15 protein-coding genes, 1 pseudogene and 2 CRISPR repeat arrays are annotated in these 15211 nt (G+C 69.4%); of the genes and pseudogenes, 6 read left to right on the forward strand and 10 right to left on the reverse strand.

All coding sequences use genetic code 11. The features are described 5' to 3' along the window. Nucleotides 1-90 precede the first annotated feature (90 nt). On the forward strand, nt 91-1248 hold the full coding sequence (locus OUQ99_RS13245; protein WP_267949745.1) for a hypothetical protein: 1158 nt from the start codon (nt 91-93) through the stop codon (nt 1246-1248). Continuing rightward, nucleotides 1241-1819: a 3'-5' exonuclease gene (locus OUQ99_RS13250; RefSeq protein ID WP_267949746.1), complete on the forward strand. Its 579-nt coding sequence runs from the start codon at nt 1241-1243 to the stop codon at nt 1817-1819. The genes OUQ99_RS13245 and OUQ99_RS13250 overlap by 8 nt, the downstream gene beginning before the upstream one ends. Before the next feature lie 325 nt (nt 1820-2144). Here the strand turns inward: OUQ99_RS13250 and OUQ99_RS13255 are convergent, their stop codons facing one another. Then, nucleotides 2145-2972, reverse strand: a complete 828-nt coding sequence (locus OUQ99_RS13255; RefSeq protein WP_267949747.1) for an alpha/beta hydrolase family protein — start codon at nt 2970-2972, stop codon at nt 2145-2147. A gap of 488 nt (nt 2973-3460) precedes the next feature. Beyond that, a CRISPR array of direct repeats spans nt 3461-4540; the repeat unit is 29 nt; unit sequence CTGCTCCCCGCGCACGCGGGGATGGACCC. Between the two features lie 24 nt (nt 4541-4564). Next, on the reverse strand, nt 4565-5530 hold the full coding sequence (locus tag OUQ99_RS13260) for a helix-turn-helix transcriptional regulator (protein WP_267949748.1): 966 nt from the start codon (nt 5528-5530) through the stop codon (nt 4565-4567). 63 nt (nt 5531-5593) lie between these two features. Here OUQ99_RS13260 and OUQ99_RS13265 point away from each other — a divergent pair, with 63 nt between their 5' ends. Then, on the forward strand, nt 5594-5980 hold the full coding sequence (locus tag OUQ99_RS13265; protein ID WP_267949749.1) for a VOC family protein: 387 nt from the start codon (nt 5594-5596) through the stop codon (nt 5978-5980). Between the two features lie 251 nt (nt 5981-6231). Then, a CRISPR array of direct repeats spans nt 6232-6642; the repeat unit is 29 nt; unit sequence GTGCTCCCCGCGCACGCGGGGATGGACCC. A 13-nt stretch (nt 6643-6655) separates the two neighbouring features. Here OUQ99_RS13265 and OUQ99_RS13270 read toward each other — a convergent pair. The 4 genes and pseudogenes from OUQ99_RS13270 to OUQ99_RS13285 all read right to left on the reverse strand — a co-directional run bounded on the left by OUQ99_RS13270 (nt 6656) and on the right by OUQ99_RS13285 (nt 8332). Further along, entirely contained in the window at nt 6656-6937 is a 282-nt protein-coding gene (locus OUQ99_RS13270; RefSeq protein ID WP_267949750.1) for a hypothetical protein, read from the reverse strand. A gap of 268 nt (nt 6938-7205) precedes the next feature. Beyond that, nucleotides 7206-7376 (reverse strand): annotated as a pseudogene (locus OUQ99_RS13275) (BldC family transcriptional regulator); the annotation flags it as partial. A gap of 237 nt (nt 7377-7613) precedes the next feature. Further along, on the reverse strand, nt 7614-7841 hold the full coding sequence (locus tag OUQ99_RS13280; RefSeq protein ID WP_267949751.1) for a hypothetical protein: 228 nt from the start codon (nt 7839-7841) through the stop codon (nt 7614-7616). Then, nucleotides 7838-8332, reverse strand: a complete 495-nt coding sequence (locus OUQ99_RS13285) for an ATP-binding protein (RefSeq protein ID WP_267949752.1) — start codon at nt 8330-8332, stop codon at nt 7838-7840. The genes OUQ99_RS13280 and OUQ99_RS13285 overlap by 4 nt, the downstream gene beginning before the upstream one ends. 288 nt (nt 8333-8620) lie before the next feature. Between OUQ99_RS13285 and OUQ99_RS13290 the strand changes: the two genes are divergently transcribed. After that, complete coding sequence (locus OUQ99_RS13290; protein ID WP_267949753.1) at nt 8621-9451, forward strand: helix-turn-helix domain-containing protein; 831 nt, start codon at nt 8621-8623, stop codon at nt 9449-9451. Next, on the forward strand, nt 9429-9614 hold the full coding sequence (locus OUQ99_RS13295; protein ID WP_267950368.1) for a DUF397 domain-containing protein: 186 nt from the start codon (nt 9429-9431) through the stop codon (nt 9612-9614). Before OUQ99_RS13290 ends, OUQ99_RS13295 begins: the two co-directional genes overlap by 23 nt. Before the next feature lie 233 nt (nt 9615-9847). On the opposite strand, the gene OUQ99_RS13300 is transcribed toward OUQ99_RS13295, so the two are convergent. Together OUQ99_RS13300 and OUQ99_RS13305 are read right to left on the reverse strand one after the other, a co-directional pair. Next, a complete protein-coding gene (locus OUQ99_RS13300; RefSeq protein ID WP_267949754.1) occupies nt 9848-11062 on the reverse strand; it encodes an rRNA adenine N-6-methyltransferase family protein in 1215 nt (404 codons plus the stop codon). After that, a complete protein-coding gene (locus OUQ99_RS13305; RefSeq protein WP_267949755.1) occupies nt 11059-11196 on the reverse strand; it encodes a hypothetical protein in 138 nt (45 codons plus the stop codon). The genes OUQ99_RS13300 and OUQ99_RS13305 overlap by 4 nt, the downstream gene beginning before the upstream one ends. 260 nt (nt 11197-11456) lie before the next feature. On the opposite strand from OUQ99_RS13305, the gene OUQ99_RS13310 reads away from it, so the two are divergent. Continuing rightward, complete coding sequence (locus OUQ99_RS13310; protein WP_267949756.1) at nt 11457-12722, forward strand: FAD-binding protein; 1266 nt, start codon at nt 11457-11459, stop codon at nt 12720-12722. Between the two features lie 140 nt (nt 12723-12862). Here OUQ99_RS13310 and argG read toward each other — a convergent pair whose 3' ends face one another. Together argG and OUQ99_RS13320 are read right to left on the reverse strand one after the other, a co-directional pair. Beyond that, nucleotides 12863-14314, reverse strand: coding sequence for an argininosuccinate synthase (gene argG, locus OUQ99_RS13315; protein ID WP_267949757.1), 1452 nt, complete (start codon nt 14312-14314; stop codon nt 12863-12865). A 140-nt stretch (nt 14315-14454) separates the two neighbouring features. Then, complete coding sequence (locus tag OUQ99_RS13320; RefSeq protein WP_267949758.1) at nt 14455-15210, reverse strand: methyltransferase domain-containing protein; 756 nt, start codon at nt 15208-15210, stop codon at nt 14455-14457. Nucleotide 15211 lies beyond the last annotated feature (1 nt).

A 15211-nucleotide genomic window follows, 5' to 3' on the forward strand; every position in this document is an offset into this window, starting at 1 on the left:
TGATCAATCCGGAGCAAGTTGCTGGTTGTCAGCGTGCCCGACTGCTTACTCTCCAGGGACGACCTTCACCGACCATTGGAGAAGAGCCGCGTGACGACCTTCGTTCCTTTGCTCACCAAGGACCAGATCACTCGTCTCCCTGAACGCGCTCGCGAAGTTGTCGAGTACCGCAAGAGCGGCCTCAGCCTCAACCACGTGCAGGGTTGCTCTTTGGGCTGCGCTTACTGCATCCGGCACACGTACGGGCTGTGGGACGAGAACCAGCCTCGCGCCCTCATGACGGACGCTCAGGCCGTCGAGGAGCTGGTGAACCACCGCTACTTCACTCCGCACGTGACGCCGGTTCAGATCTTCAACCGTGCTACCGAGCCGTTCCTGCCGAAGGTTCGGCCTCACACCTTCGCCGTGCTCGAAGACCTGGACGCGCGGGAGCTGACGAACCACGTGCTCGTCATCACCAGGCACCAGCTCAAGCCCGACGACATCGACCGGCTGAACCAGCTCCACAACCTCAAGGTGACGCTGCTCTTCACCTACTCCGGCATTGACAACAAGGACATCGAGCCCTACCCGTCGCACGTCGCCGCTGAGTCCCTGAAGCTCATGAGCACGCCGACGCGACGGAAGTACCGAACGATCCTCTACTGGCGTCCGCTGGTACCGGGTCTCAACGACACGGACGAGCACCTGGTCGTCGCACATGACTTGAGCAAGCACGCTGACGCCACGGTCTTTACCGGTCTGTTCTACCGCGACCAGATCGCGGAGTACTACAGGGCCAACAAGTTGCCCGAGCCCTACGAGGACACCGCACGCCGGAAGATCGTGCCCGAGACGCTTGAGCGTCGGGTCCTGGACGCCTTCTCGAACTCGTCGGCGTTGTTCCGCAAGACTTCCTGTGCGGTGTCCTACGCCCATGGCCTGCCGGACTACAACGGCCACTACGGCATCCGTGAACTCTGCGACATCTGCCCCCTGAGCCAGCTCGAACTGTGCGCGGGCGCGCACCGAGTACCGACCTCCGATCAACTACACGATGTCGCCCGCGTGTTGCCCGAGGCTGGTGACCTGAAGGTCGTAGACACCACTGACAGGGCGGCCGTCGTGTCCGGCCTGGCCGCTGAGCAGCCTCGGTACTTTCTTCAGCACGCGCTCGGCTTCCAGGTCCACGACGAGCGTCACCCGCACCACGCCAACCGGCATGGTCGCGCTGACCTTGGATGGAAGGCCCCACACGCAAATGACTGACTGGAAGAGCCTCAGCTACGTCGTCGTAGATGTCGAGGGCAACGGCCAGCAACCGCCGGACTTGGTAGAGTTGGCCGCGGTGCCGATCGCCGACGGGATCATCGGAGAGCCGGCGAGCTGGTTGGTTCGCCCGGACCAACCGATCGCCCCGATGGCGAAGCGGATTCACAGCATCAGCAACGACGACGTTGCTGAGAAGCCGGTGTTCAAGGACGTCGTGGTCGACGTGCTACACGCGCTGTCTCTCCCCGCCCTGATCGCCCACAACGCGCACGTTGATGTCGGCGTGCTTCAGCGCAAGATGACCGGCTGGGAGCCCCCGGAGGTCTTCGACACGCTCAAGCTCGCTCGGCGCCTGCTGCCTGGCCGCAAGACGTACAAACTCGGCTCGCTGGTCGAGGAATTCGAGCTTGATCACGGCCTGGACGGCGAAGACCAACCGCATCGGGCCAAGTACGACGCCACCGTGACAGCAAGGCTGTTCGTTCATCTCGCAGGCCGGCGGAGCCTCGAAGAACTCAGGAATCAGCCGACAGGGGGTCGCTCCGATGACGAACCCGTTCTTTTCTAGATCGGACCGCATCGGCTAAGGAAATAACTCAGGGCGCCGGAGTATTTGTGGCTGGTGTTCTCTCCGATGATCTCACCGAGGAAGAATGGATCGCCTTTGCGACCCGTCTCGTTGGCCTGGTGTCCTGAGTCGTTAATTCGTGTGCAGTATGCGGCGAGGCTGTCAACTGCTCCCCGCGCACGCGGGGATGGACCCAGGTCCGCTCCGGAGCCGTCGTCTCAAGAGCCTGCCCGCGCTTCGTGCGGGCAGGCTTCCGTTTGCGCAGCATCAACGGACCTCAGGGCAGGGGGCGCCACCAGCCTTGGGAACGCTCACCCACCGCTGCTCACTGCGTCGCGAACCGCCGGACGAACCACCGGGTAAGAACCCCGTCGACCGCTGCCGTCGTGGGCAACTGGGGAGCCGGTTCCAACCCGGGCTCATCGGCCAGCGAGTGGGCCAGGTCCGGCACAGTCGCCAGCTCGATCTCATCCGGACGCGCGTACCGCCCACGAAGTGTCTTGACCAGGGAGAAAGCATCTTCGCGCAATGCCGGGTGGTCGCGCTCGCCGCTGACCAGCAGCAGCGGGGGCTCTCCGCTCAGCTCTCCGGCGCGGTCGACGAAATCAAGATCGTCGGCCGCTCTGCGGGATTCGGCGGTCCAAACGTAAGGCTGGTCGAGCCCGGTAGCGAGAAGTTCGACTGCCGCGCTCACCCGCACAGCGGGATTGACGAGCGCGACCGCCCCGATCGGTGTCGGCGGGGCAGTGAGCACTTGCAGAGCCACCGCCCCGCCAAGCGATGCACCGAGAACGCCGATCGGCTGGTCGTCGACCGGCAACTGACGGCGCAGCTCGGCCAGCGCGGCCGGGAATTCCTCTACGGCCTGGTGGACGATTGGTCCGAGGTACTTCAACAGGATGTCTTCGCGAGCGAGTTCGAGGTGTCTGTCGAGACGGCCATCGACCATACGCGGACCGCACAGCGGCATACCCAGGTGGACCCGCCAGGAAGGAACACCGGCCATGGGCAGTGCCGCTGCGAAGGCCGCGTCCGTTCGGGGCGCGTCCAGCATGTGCCAGGTCACGATCAACGGCGCACGGTCGTTGCCCGTCCCGGACGGCGGGAGGGCTGTGAACGGCACACCTGCGGCTGTACCGGTGATCGCATCCATACACACTCCTACGGCTTTCGGGGGTACGTCGCCAACCGTAGGGGAGCTCTACCGGGCGCGGACGCCCTTTCTGCTGCGGGCAGACCTCCGGACCCCGACCACGGGTCGATATGCGCGGGCAAGCAGGCCCTATGGGACGGCCCCAGGTCGTCTGCGCCGCTGCCATCGTGCTCTCCGCACACGCGGGGATGGTCCCCGCCGCTGATCGCCAGCCCGGCCATGGACCTGGTGCTCCTCGAACGCGAGGGGTCGGTCGCGGCGACGGGCGCGCTACTGTAGCCCTGCCGAATTCCCCTGTTCGTGCTGCGGGACTGTCCGGCTTCTTCAAGCCGGGGTCGTAGAGGTTCCATGGGTTGGTTCGTTTGTTGGAGGAAAATATGCTTCATTGCGAACAAGAATCTCTAGAGTCCCCTATGTCATCCGTGTCGGTTTTTCGAGAAGTTGGAAAATCGGCCGCTTGCCACTGGTAAGTTCGCTGGTCGTTCGCTCTGCTCCCCGCGCACGCGGGGATGGACCCTAGACCCCTCACAGAGCCCCCTGTAGACCCACCTGCTCCCCGCGCACGCGGGGATGGACCCTTGTGCAGGTGCCAGGCGATGGGGCGGGGGTCCTGCTCCCCGCGCACGCGGGGATGGACCCGCCTCGCCCAGCTTGCCCGTCCCGGTGTCCATCTGCTCCCCGCGCACGCGGGGATGGACCCTGGGCGAGCTCATCGAGGAGGCCGGCGGCCCCCTGCTCCCCGCGCACGCGGGGATGGACCCGCCACCGCCTCCGGCTACGCCAGCTACCCGCTCTGCTCCCCGCGCACGCGGGGATGGACCCTTCTCGCCTGCGCCCTGGAGGCCGCGCATCTGCTGCTCCCCGCGCACGCGGGGATGGACCCGGGGGAGCGGTTCTATGGAGCCGTTTCAGGGGGCAGAGGAGTGGTCTGCTCCCCGCGCACGCGGGGATGGACCCCGTGCGCCGCCGACGGCTCGGAATGCAGCTCACTGCTCCCCGCGCACGCGGGGATGGACCCCCACCGGATGGGGGATCGACCGGACGGTCACCCTGCTCCCCGCGCACGCGGGGATGGACCCCCCAAGGCCGAGTACGACCCGACCATCACGGTCTGCTCCCCGCGCACGCGGGGATGGACCCGTGGCCTTGAGGGTGAGGTTCCCGTGCCCGGACTGCTCCCCGCGCACGCGGGGATGGACCCCCGCCTCGACGCCCTGGAGCTCGCCGACCGCGCTGCTCCCCGCGCACGCGGGGATGGCCCCCGATGTAGTTGGCCTGGCTGCTCCCGTCGGCCCTGCTCCCCGCGCACGCGGGGATGGACCCAGAACCTCGCCCTGGTCGAGGAAGCCGCCGCCACTGCTCCCCGCGCACGCGGGGATGGACCCGTCGGCGGTACCACGGCCGGTCTGCCGTCCGTCTGCTCCCCGCGCACGCGGGGATGGACCCGTGACCGATTCCGTGTACCGCGAACGCGCGTACTGCTCCCCGCGCACGCGGGGATGGACCCCAGTTCACAATGAGCAAACCGGTAGTGGTTTTCTGCTCCCCGCGCACGTGGGGATGGGCCCAGGGCGTGCAGTGGCGCCCGCAGCTCAGGGAAGTCGCCCGTCCATGTTGTCCTCGACCAGTTCGCGAGCGCGGCGAACCAGGGCTTCCCGCACCTCGTCCGGCGCCAGGACACGCAGCGGGGTGGCCAGGCCGAGCAGGTACCCGGCGAGGCCGTTCGCGTCAGGTCCCCCGATATCGACGACGGTGGCTTCGGGGCCTTCTGGACGGTGGAGGCCAACCGTCGGAGGGATCAGCCGGAGCGCCTGTTCCATCGGCAGCGGGAGGCGGATTCTCGCATAGAGCGGATACCTACCGCCCGCCAGCGAATCGGAGACGAGCAGCGCCGGGTCCGGTGGATCGACGAGTTCCACCGCGTGTCCCGTGGGCCGTATTCGCTCGACCCTGTCGGCGCGGAACGTCCGCCACTCGTCGCGCGCCACGTCGTGGGCGACGAAGTACCAGTGGCGACCCGTGTGCACCAGGCGATAGGGGTCGGCGGCCCGGTCCGTCGCCCGCCCCTCGCGGTCACGGTAGGACAGGCGGACACGTTCACCCCCGCGGCAGGCGGCGACCAGTTCCAGCAGCATGTCCGGCGTGATCTGCGGCCGACCGGGCCTGGTCGTGTGCACGAAGGCCGAGTCCATCTCACCGAGTCGGCTCGCGACCCGCGGCGGCAGGGCCTGGCGCAGCTTCAACAGGGCTGAGAACGCGGCCTGGTCGCTACCGAGAACACCGCTGAGCGCGGCCTCGCGCAGCCCGACGGCGACGGCCAGCGCCTCCTCGTCGTCGAGGACCAGCGGTGGTATCCGGGCACCGCCGCCGAGACTGTAACCGCCCCACGGTCCGGGATCGGACTCGATTCCGTAGCCGAGTTCCCTGAGCCTGGCGACGTCGCGCCGAACCGTGCGCTCGTTGACCGCCATGCGTTCGGCCAGTTCGCGGCAGGTCCACGACGGTTGTGCGGACAGCAGGGAAAGCAGATGGAGGAGACGGGCGGATGTGCTGATCACGTCCTGAAGTCTCTCCCATGACCAGGACCGAACCTGTCCTGGTCGCGTTCTAACGTGCTGCCCATGAGCACTGAAACCATGCCGCTGCCCTCGATGCGTTACGCGGCCGTCACCTTCGACTGCCCTGACCCCGCTGAACTGGCCCGCTTCTACGGCAAAGCCCTCGACCTGCCCGTGGCCTACTCCAGCGACGACTTCATCCTGCTCGGCCAGGAGGGGGCGCCTGGGCTGGGCTTCTCCAGGCTGCCGGGTTACCAACGGCCCACCTGGCCGGACCCCGCTCGGGAGAAGCGGGCGCACATCGAGCTGGGGGTCGACGATCTGGACGCCGCCCAGGCCGGGCTCCTGGCACTGGGCGCGACCGAACCTCCGAGTCAGCCCGAGCCCGATCGGTGGAGGGTTCTGCTCGACCCCGCCGGACATCCTTTCTGCATCTCTACCCTGGTTTGAATGCCGTTCACCCTCGATGGAGTCCGGAAAAGGGATCAGGCCAATGAGCCATAGGACCCATCAAGGGTGCAGGAGGTCAGTCGGGAAGCCCCACCTTTGAGGCCGAAGAAGGTTCGGCATGACGGTGGTCGGATGAGAATGACGCTGATTATGCCTCTATGGCGTCAAACTCTGTTATGTCCTCAGTGTCGGTTTCTTGAGAAGTTGGAAAATCGGCTGCTTGCCGCTGTTAAGTTCGCTGGTGATCTGCTGTGCTCCCCGCGCACGCGGGGATGGACCCCTGCGCAAGCGCAAGAAGGGCGCGGGCACGTGGTGCTCCCCGCGCACGCGGGGATGGACCCAGCCGGCGCACGGAGGGGCGGCCCCGGAGCGGGTGCTCCCCGCGCACGCGGGGATGGACCCGCCATCGCGCGCGAGATCGGGTGCGCGGACTCGTGCTCCCCGCGCACGCGGGGATGGACCCCGGGGTCCTCCCCATCGCTCTGTGCCAGATCAGTGCTCCCCGCGCACGCGGGGATGGACCCGTCCACGGCGGCTTGCCGTCGTTCCGCTTCCCCAGGAGCACGCCGAGTGTGCTCCCCGCGCACGCGGGGATGGTCCCCGGACCCAGGAGGTCGGGGAGATCTCGCGGTCGTGCTCCTCGCGCACGCGGGGATGGGCCTGCACGGGCCCGGTTCAGGGGGCCACGCGGCGGCACCATTGGCGGACCGCCACCCCCAGGCAGGCGGTGTCCTGGGCCTCGACCCGTCTGCGGGCGGCTTCCAGCCGGGCCTGGGCGGCGTCGAACTGCTGCTGGGCGGCGATCTGTTCCAGGCGGGCCAGACCGGCGGCGGCGTCCGCGGCGGACCGTTCCCGCTCCTGCATGACGCGGGACGCGAGGCGTTCGGCGTGCTCGGTGTAGCGGGGGACGAGCGGGGTCCCGTCGCTGGCGTGCGGGGGCCTGGACCGGGTGGTCACCGGTTTCCTCCTTCTGCGGGCCGGGCTCGGTGCGGGCCTTCCTGGTGCGCCGGACCCCCTCGGAGAGGGGATCCGGCGGGAACCACGGTCGCCCCGGGGCCTGCTGTCCACGGCCCGTCCGGACGGTTCAGGGCTGCGGTGCGGACTTCCCGGCACGCAGGGTCGCGATGAGGGTCGCGACGTGTCCGGCGTCGCCCATCGCTCCGACCTCCAGGGCCAGGGCGTGGACCACCTCCAGGGCGCGGACGACCTCGGTGCTGCCCGTTCCGCCGTTCAGGACGTGGGTGATCTGCGACCTGGGGTAGCGGCGGTGTCCGCCGAGGGTCTTGACCGAGGCCAGGCGGCCGTCCTTCTCCCAGCGGGTGACGGTCTTGGGGTCGACGCGGAACAGGCGGGCGACCTCTCCGGGGGTGAGCAGGGCCTCGGCGTTCTCGACCAGGTCGGGCAGGGGTGCGGTGGGCACGGTGGTTCTCCGTCAGCGTGTGTCGTCGGTTGTCGGTCGTCGGGTGTGTGCGTGTGGCGGGTGGGGGTCGGGTCCGGTCCGGGGAAGTACGACCGGACCCGAGCGGGTGGGGCGGGGCCGCCGGCCCCCCTTTTCGGCGGCGGCCCCGCGGCCCGGCGCGAACGCACCGGGCGGGGAACCTCCGAGCGGAACGGTGTCGCCCGGAGGGGGTTCTCAGGGGGAGCGGCCGGAGGCGACCGTGCGGGCCACGTGCCGCATCTGCCGGGAGAGCCGGTCGGGGTCGGCGTAGCGCAGCGGGACCACCTGGGCCGGGCCGAGGAAGAACGCCACCCACACGCGCAGGGAGTACGACCACATCACCCACCAGTCCGGGTGGTGGTAGGTAAGCGATGCGGCCACCTGCCGGTACTCGCGGTCCAGCTCCGGGGTCCACCCGCTCACGAGTTCTCCACCTTCGCGCGGATCGTCAGCGGCCCCGACCCTGCACCGGGGATCGCCCAGTCCCACTCCCAGTACACGGCGAGCTGGTCCACCAGGTGCAGGCCCGGGAGGGGTGCGAGGCGGGGGCCACCCAGACGGGGGTAGGGGATCACCGAGTCCGGGCGGGGACCGCCGTCGGTGACAGCGATGGTGATGAGGAACGGGTCGATGTCGAGGACCACCCGCACGGTTCCGCCGGGGTCCCCGGAACGGGTGTGCTTGTGCGCGTTCGAGGTGAGCGCCTCGGCCACCAGCGAGACCGGTTTCGCGGCCCGCCGGGGGGTCATGGCCCGCACCCACTTGGCCAGGGCGTTGTAGTCGCGCTCGTGGCCGAGGACGATGCCGTGCCGGTGGGGCTCGGAGAACGCGATGCGGTGCGGGTACGGGACACCGGCGGGCTCGGGTTCGGGGTCTGCGTCTGGCTTTGGTGCGGCGGTGCCGGTAGGCTTCATTTGCTTCACCTCATGTCTTTTCGGGACAGGTGGGGCTTTTTGCCCTGGTGCCGCAGCGAACGGCATCGGGGCGTTTTTATGGCTTAATCTGGTGGTGCGTCCGGTTTGGCCACATGCCAGTCAGTCGCGTCCGAGGTCTGGTGCTGTGGTGTTGCGGTTAACGACAAGATTCCACCAATGCACGAGCATTTAAAGGCCGGAACGTAACCCCGCCACTCTTGTATAGATCGACGCAACTTCTAGCAAATTTCAGTAGACTTAGCACAAGCCGACTGCTTTGATGGACCCATGCAAGACGTCGATGGCCGCAAGGTTCCGGATGTACGTTTCGGCATGGCGCTAATGCGGCAGCGCAAACGAGCTGGAAAGACCCAAGGTGCACTGGCCTCGCACATAAAGTGCACAACCGGACATATATCCCATGTGGAGAACGGGCGGAGGGCTCTGAGTGAGGCTTCTGTCGCCGAGGTTGACGCATTCCTCGACGCCGGGGGTCGCCTCATCCGCACCTATGGTGATCTGTACGAACCGGACAGTGTGGATTGGCTGGGGCAACTCCACGAACACCAGGCCTCGGCGGAGGTGATCCGCGAATACCACAACAGCGTGTTCCCTGGAGTGATTCAGGTGAGCTCCTACGCGCGTGCCGTGTTCAGTTCCGGGTCGCCATGGTTGGGCGAGGAGGGGATCAAGGAACGCGTGGCGGTCAGGCTCGAACGTTCCAAGGTCGTTCTACGCGCAAATGGTCCGCAATACCATGTAGTGCTCGATGACATCGTGCTTCACCGTCCCGTGGGGCCGCCCTCGACCATGAAGGAGCAGATCGACGAGGTCATTAAGAAGGCCGAGTCAGGCAGAATCATGTTGCAGATGCACGGTTGGGGCCAGTACCCCAACCCCGGTCTCGACGGGCCATACTCGGTACTGATGTCAGTAGGAGCCCCGGATCTGGTCTACGTGGAGTCGATCTACGGTGGCCAGTCAACTGATGACCCGGTGTCGGTGCGGCAGTTCGGGGTGCTGTTCAGTAGATTGCAGGCGAACGCCCGCTCACCGGGCGATTCGTTGACGTTGTTGAAGGAGTGGAGTGAGCGGTATGGCAAGGCCCAGGCAGCCTGAGCAGGGTCCGTGGCACAAGTCCAAGCGAAGCAACGGCTCTCAGAACTGCGTCGAGGTGTCCGAGGGTACGCACGTGTTTGTGAGGGACACTCAGAACCGTGAACGCGGACACGTGGAGTTCAGCCGGGAGGCGTGGACACAGGCGTTGAGGGCTATGAAGTAGCCCCTCCGTTGGAACAGATCGGACCCCGCCACGGATATTGGCGGGGTCCGGTTCTATGTTCAGCGGGTTCAGGTTACCCCGGGCGCGCGACACACCACCAGGACCAAAGACCCCACCCGCAGTCCCGCCCCCAACCGGGCCACCAGGCGGGGGCGTCTCGCGGACGTTGGTGCCGGTATGCCACCCGAACCCCGGCCTCACCTCAGGGAACAGCGGACACACTGCCCGAACGGCTACCCCACCGTGGCAGCCGAGCCCAGCGGCCGTAGAACCCCGGCCGGGGAACCCGCCCACAACCGGGTCCCTCCCGCGTCCACGGTCACCCCCAGCTGTTCCCGGCCCGGCCGACCCGCCCGCTGCCACTCCTCCCACGCCGCGCCGACCTCCGCCCACAGGTCCCGGCCCCCGGCGCGTTCGGTGGCGTAGGGGCCGCCGACCGGTGTGTACTCGCCCAGCGCCCATGACCTGTCCGGGGTGGCCACGTACACGGACGCCTCGCCCGCGCACTCGGGCCGCTCCTCTGACGCCTCGTAGACGGCGTACCGCAGGTCGGGCACCAGGTGTCCGAGAACCAGTTGCCATCCGGGGTGCTCGTAGGCGACCAGGCGGGGGTTCACGGTGGTGGTTCCGGCCTGCTTGCCGGGGTCCTCCTCGTCCACCAGGTCCCGGATGCGGCGGCTGTCGGGACGCTGGGAGCGCAACACCATGAACGGGGCCTCACCGACGATCCGCCCGTGCGCGGTGTCGTCCTCCCCGACCTCCAGTCGCACCAGCACCCCGGGGCGGGTCCCCACCTCCCAGGGGGTCACGATCACCCCGCCCGGCCACGTCTGCCCCACCCAGGCGTGGGGGAGGGACCCGCGGGCCGCCACGGTGGAGATCACCCGGTGGAAGCGGTCCGTGCCGAGACCGGTTTCCAGGTGCTCGGCGCCGTCCTCGTCCAGCACGGTCGGCCGGTAACCGGCGCGGTCGAGGTTGTCGACGGCGACCCGGGCGAGCTCTGTGTCGATCTCGGCGGACACCACCGCCTTCTCCCCGAGCACGTGACAGAGCAGACCGGTGTTGTAGCCCGTCCCCGTGCCGATCTCCAACACCCGATGCCCCTCGGCGGCGTCGAGCTGTTGGAGCATGTCCACGACCAGCGACGGTTGGCTGAGGCTGGAGGTCCGCAACCTGCCCCACCCGGGTTCGCCGTTCGGGCCCCCGGCCGGGTTGCCGTCGTCCACCTGGGTCGCGAGCGCGTAGTCCTCATGCGCCCAACGGGCGTGGTCGGGGTCGTCGCGGGTGACCGGCATGTAGTACCCGGGGTGGTCGGTGGAGGTAACCCACACGGTGTCGGGGATGAACCCGGCCCGGTCCACCGCGAGGAACGCCCGGTGCCACTGGGGGTCGATGATGTGGCCCGCGATGGTGAGGGCGCGGGCCAGACGGGCGCCGGGTGTGGTCACCGGTTGGGGTCCTTGCCGTCGCCGGACTGGGTGGGGAGGGGTTCGCTTCCGTGTTTCTTGGGGTCTTGGCCGTCGCCGCCGGCGGAGCCGCCCTTGCCGGTGTTGGTGCTGTCGGGTTTGCCGTGATCTCCCACGGGGTCCTCCAGGATGGTTGGGCCTGCCTACCACCGGAACAGTAATCCACCATCCGGTTACTGTGAGTGGTTTTGGCTGGAAGTGGCCACCTCGCGCAATCCACCGTCCCAACGCGCGACATGGGGGAGCGGGGCACACGGTCGCCCCGGCTGGCCCCGCATCCACGCGGAACGCGCCTTGGCGAACCCCGGCCGCTCCCGCGATCCGGGCCACGGGGGAAGATGCACGGGCGTCCCCCCCCGGCGGTCAAGGAGGCCCCATGTCCACCACACCACCACCCCCGCCCCTCAGGAACTGGGCCGGGAACGTCGCCTTCTCCCACACGGCGGTGCACCGCCCCTCGACCCTGGACGAACTGCGCCGCCTCGTCCGCGACAGCCCCAGGATCCGGGCCCTCGGCAGCGGCCACTCCTTCAGCAGGGTGGCCGACTCCGACCACGAGCTGGTCCGCCTCGACGGGATGCCGCAGGACATCGTCCTCGACCCCGGGGCGGGGACCGTGGCGGTGTCCGCCGGAACGAGCTACGCCGACCTCTCCGCCGCCCTGCACCAGGACGGGTTCGCCCTCGCGAACATGGCCTCCCTGCCGCACATCTCCGTCGCCGGATCGTGCGCCACCGGCACCCACGGCTCCGGGGACGGGCAGCGCTGCCTCGCCGCCTCCGTGCGGGCCGTGCGGATGGTCGGCCCGGAGGGCGACCTCGTGGAGCTGTCCCGCGACACCGACCCCGACACGTTCCCCGGCGCGGTGATCTCCCTCGGTGCGCTCGGCGTCGTCACCCGGCTCACCCTGGACGTCGAGCCCGCCTTCGAGGTCGCCCAGCGCGTCCACCTCGACGTGCCCCTGGACGCGGTGGCCGAGCGGTTCGACGCGGTGTTCGGCGCCGCGTACAGCGTGAGCGCGTTCACCGACTGGGCCCGGGGCGCCGCCGACGTGTGGCTCAAGCACCGGACCGACCTGCCCGAGCGCCCGTGGGAGGGCGGACGGCCGGCGGATGGACCGGTGCACCCCGTGCCGGGCATGCCGGCGGAGTCCTGCACCGTGCAGCTGGGGGTCTCCGGGCCCTGGCACGAGCGGCTGCCGCACTTCCGGCCCGACGTGACGCCGAGCGCGGGCGACGAGCTCCAGTCGGAGCTGTACCTGCCACGGGAGCAGGCGGCGCGGGCCTTCGCCGCCCTGCGCGGCATCGGGCACAAGGTGGCCCCGCTCCTGCACGTGTCGGAGGTGCGCACGGTGCGCGGGGACGACCTGTGGCTGAGCCCCGCCCACGGCCGCGACTCCGTGACGTTCCACTTCACCTGGGTCAGCGACGCGGAGGCGGTGGTGGCCGTCCTGGCCGAGGTGGAGGGGCTCCTGGCGCCCCTGGGCGCCCGGCCGCACTGGGGGAAGCTCACCACGCTCTCGGCCGGGGACATCGTCGCGGGGTACGGGCGCGCGGAGGACTTCGCCCGCCTGGCGCGGAGCATGGACCCCGGCGGCACGTTCCGCAACGCCTTCACCGACGCGCTGTTCCCCCGGGGATGAGCGCGGGCGGACCCGCGGCACCGATATTCCGGTGCCGCAGGGCCGCCCGTCGTCGTGGGAGGGCCGCAAGACCGGGCCCTGCGGACCCGCCGCCGTCCGCACCGGCCCCCGGAAGGCGGTGCGGACGGCGGGAGCGGACCTCAGTCCGTGCCGGACTCCATGGCGACGTGGTCGAGCCAGTCCTCGTCGGCGGCCTGGCCGCGGGAGGCGATCGCCTCGGCGCCGCCCTCGGGCATCGCGCCGATCAGACCCGTCGCCGCCGCCTGGGCGGCGCCGATCGAGGTGGGGTGGGCGTCGCCGCTGCCGACCATGCCGATCCTGGCGTAGTCCTCCAGCTTGGCCCGCGAGTCGGCGATGTCGAGGTTGCGCATGGTGAGCTGGCCGATGCGGTCGCCGGGACCGAACGCGGAGTCCTCCGTGCGCTCCATGGACAGCTTGTCCGGGTGGTAGCTGAACGACGGCCCGGTGGTGTCCAGGATCGAGTAGTCCTCGCCGCGGCGCAGCCGCAGGGTCACCTCGCCGGTGACGGCGGTGCCCACCCAGCGCTGGAGCGACTCGCGCACCATCAGCGCCTGCGGCTCCAGCCAGCGGCCCTCGTACATCAGCCGGCCCAGGCGGCGGCCGTCGTTGTGGTAGCTGGCGAGGGTGTCCTCGTTGTGGATGGCGTTGACCAGGCGCTCGTAGGCGGCGTGCAGCAGGGCCATGCCCGGGGCCTCGTAGATGCCCCGGCTCTTGGCCTCGATGACCCGGTTCTCGATCTGGTCGGACATGCCCAGGCCGTGCCGTCCGCCGACGGCGTTGGCCTCCAGCACCAGGTCCACGGCGGTGTCGAACCTGCGGCCGTTGATGGTCACCGGCCGGCCCTGCTCGAAGCCGATCGTGACATCCTCGGGGGCGATCTCGACCTCGGGGTCCCAGAACCGCACGCCCATGATGGGGTCGACGATCTCGATGCCGGTGTCGAGGTGTTCGAGGGACTTGGCCTCGTGGGTGGCGCCCCAGATGTTGGCGTCGGTGGAGTACGCCTTCTCCGTGCTGTCCCGGTAGGGCAGGTCGCGCTCGGCCAGCCACTCGGACATCTCCTTGCGCCCGCCGAGCTCGTTGACGAAGTCGGCGTCGAGCCACGGCTTGTAGATGCGCAGGGAGGGGTTGGCGAGCAGGCCGTAGCGGTAGAACCGCTCGATGTCGTTGCCCTTGTAGGTGGAGCCGTCGCCCCAGATCTGCACGCCGTCGTCGAGCATGGCGCGGACCAGGAGGGTGCCGGTGACGGCGCGGCCGAGCGGGGTGGTGTTGAAGTAGGGGCGCCCGCCGGACCTGATGTGGAACGCGCCGCAGGCCAGGGCGGCGAGCCCTTCCTCGACCAGGGCGGCGCGGCCGTCGACCAGCCGGGCGACCTCCGCGCCGTAGGCGTTGGCGCGGCCGGGCACCGAGGCGATGTCGGGCTCGTCGTACTGGCCGATGTCGGCGGTGTACGTGCAGGGAACCGCGCCCTTTTCGCGCATCCACGCGACGGCCACGGACGTGTCGAGGCCCCCCGAGAAGGCGATTCCGACACGCTCGCCGACAGGAAGGGAAGTGAGTACCTTGGACATGAAAATAAGTATGCAGAAAAATGAATGAACATGCAATCTGGGGCCGGGTCGGCACCGTGGATGTGGCCGTTCTCATCCCCGGGGGCCGCGCCCCGGCACCCGGCGGGCCGCGTCCCCGCGACCCGCCCCGCGCCCCTCCGTCACCGTTCCGCTTCGAGGTGCCTCCAGCGCACCGGGTCGAACGCCGCGGACGTGCCCCCGCCCTCGCGGGAGGCCCCCGCCGGCGCGCGGGCGCCGGCGCACTCCAGCACCAGCATCTCCGGGTCCCCCGGGGCGAACGCGTAGTCCACCCGCTCCACCCGGGAGGGGACGCCGCACTCCGCCAGCGACTCCCGCATCCGCTCCAGCGCCGGATACCGCTTGTTGCTCGTGTGCTGGAACAGCGGGTACAGCCGTACCTGTCCACGGGACACGCGCACCAGCTCCAGGAGCGCGTCCCGGTGCCACCCCTCGCCCAGCTGCTCGCCGTAGGAGAACAGCAGGTGGGAGCTGAGCACGAGGTCGAACGAGCGGTCCGCGAACGGCAGGTCCGGCAGCGACCCCGCGACGTACCTCCCGGGCCGCGCCGCGACGTCCGCGCCGAACGCGCGCGCCGAGCGCGAGCGCATCCGCGTGTACCGCGCCGGGCCGCCGAACCAGCTCCAGTCGTACTCCCCGGCGCGCTCGACCAGCTCCGCGTGCTTGTGCTCGTTCTCCCGCAGGGCCAGCTCCCCCAGCCCCTCCCGGCCCGGCCCGTACTGGGGGTCCACGGCCACCGCGTCCGCGCCCCGGGCCCCGGCCTCCGCCACGAAGCCCGCGGCGCCGCCGGGGCAGTCCAGGATCCGCAGCGACAGGTCGTGGTCCGAGAGCGAGAACATCGCCCGGTACTCCTCGAAGGAGCGAGCGCTCACGAACACC

This window comes from Streptomonospora nanhaiensis, assembly GCF_026642255.1.
GTDB lineage: Bacteria > Actinomycetota > Actinomycetes > Streptosporangiales > Streptosporangiaceae > Nocardiopsis > Nocardiopsis tropica.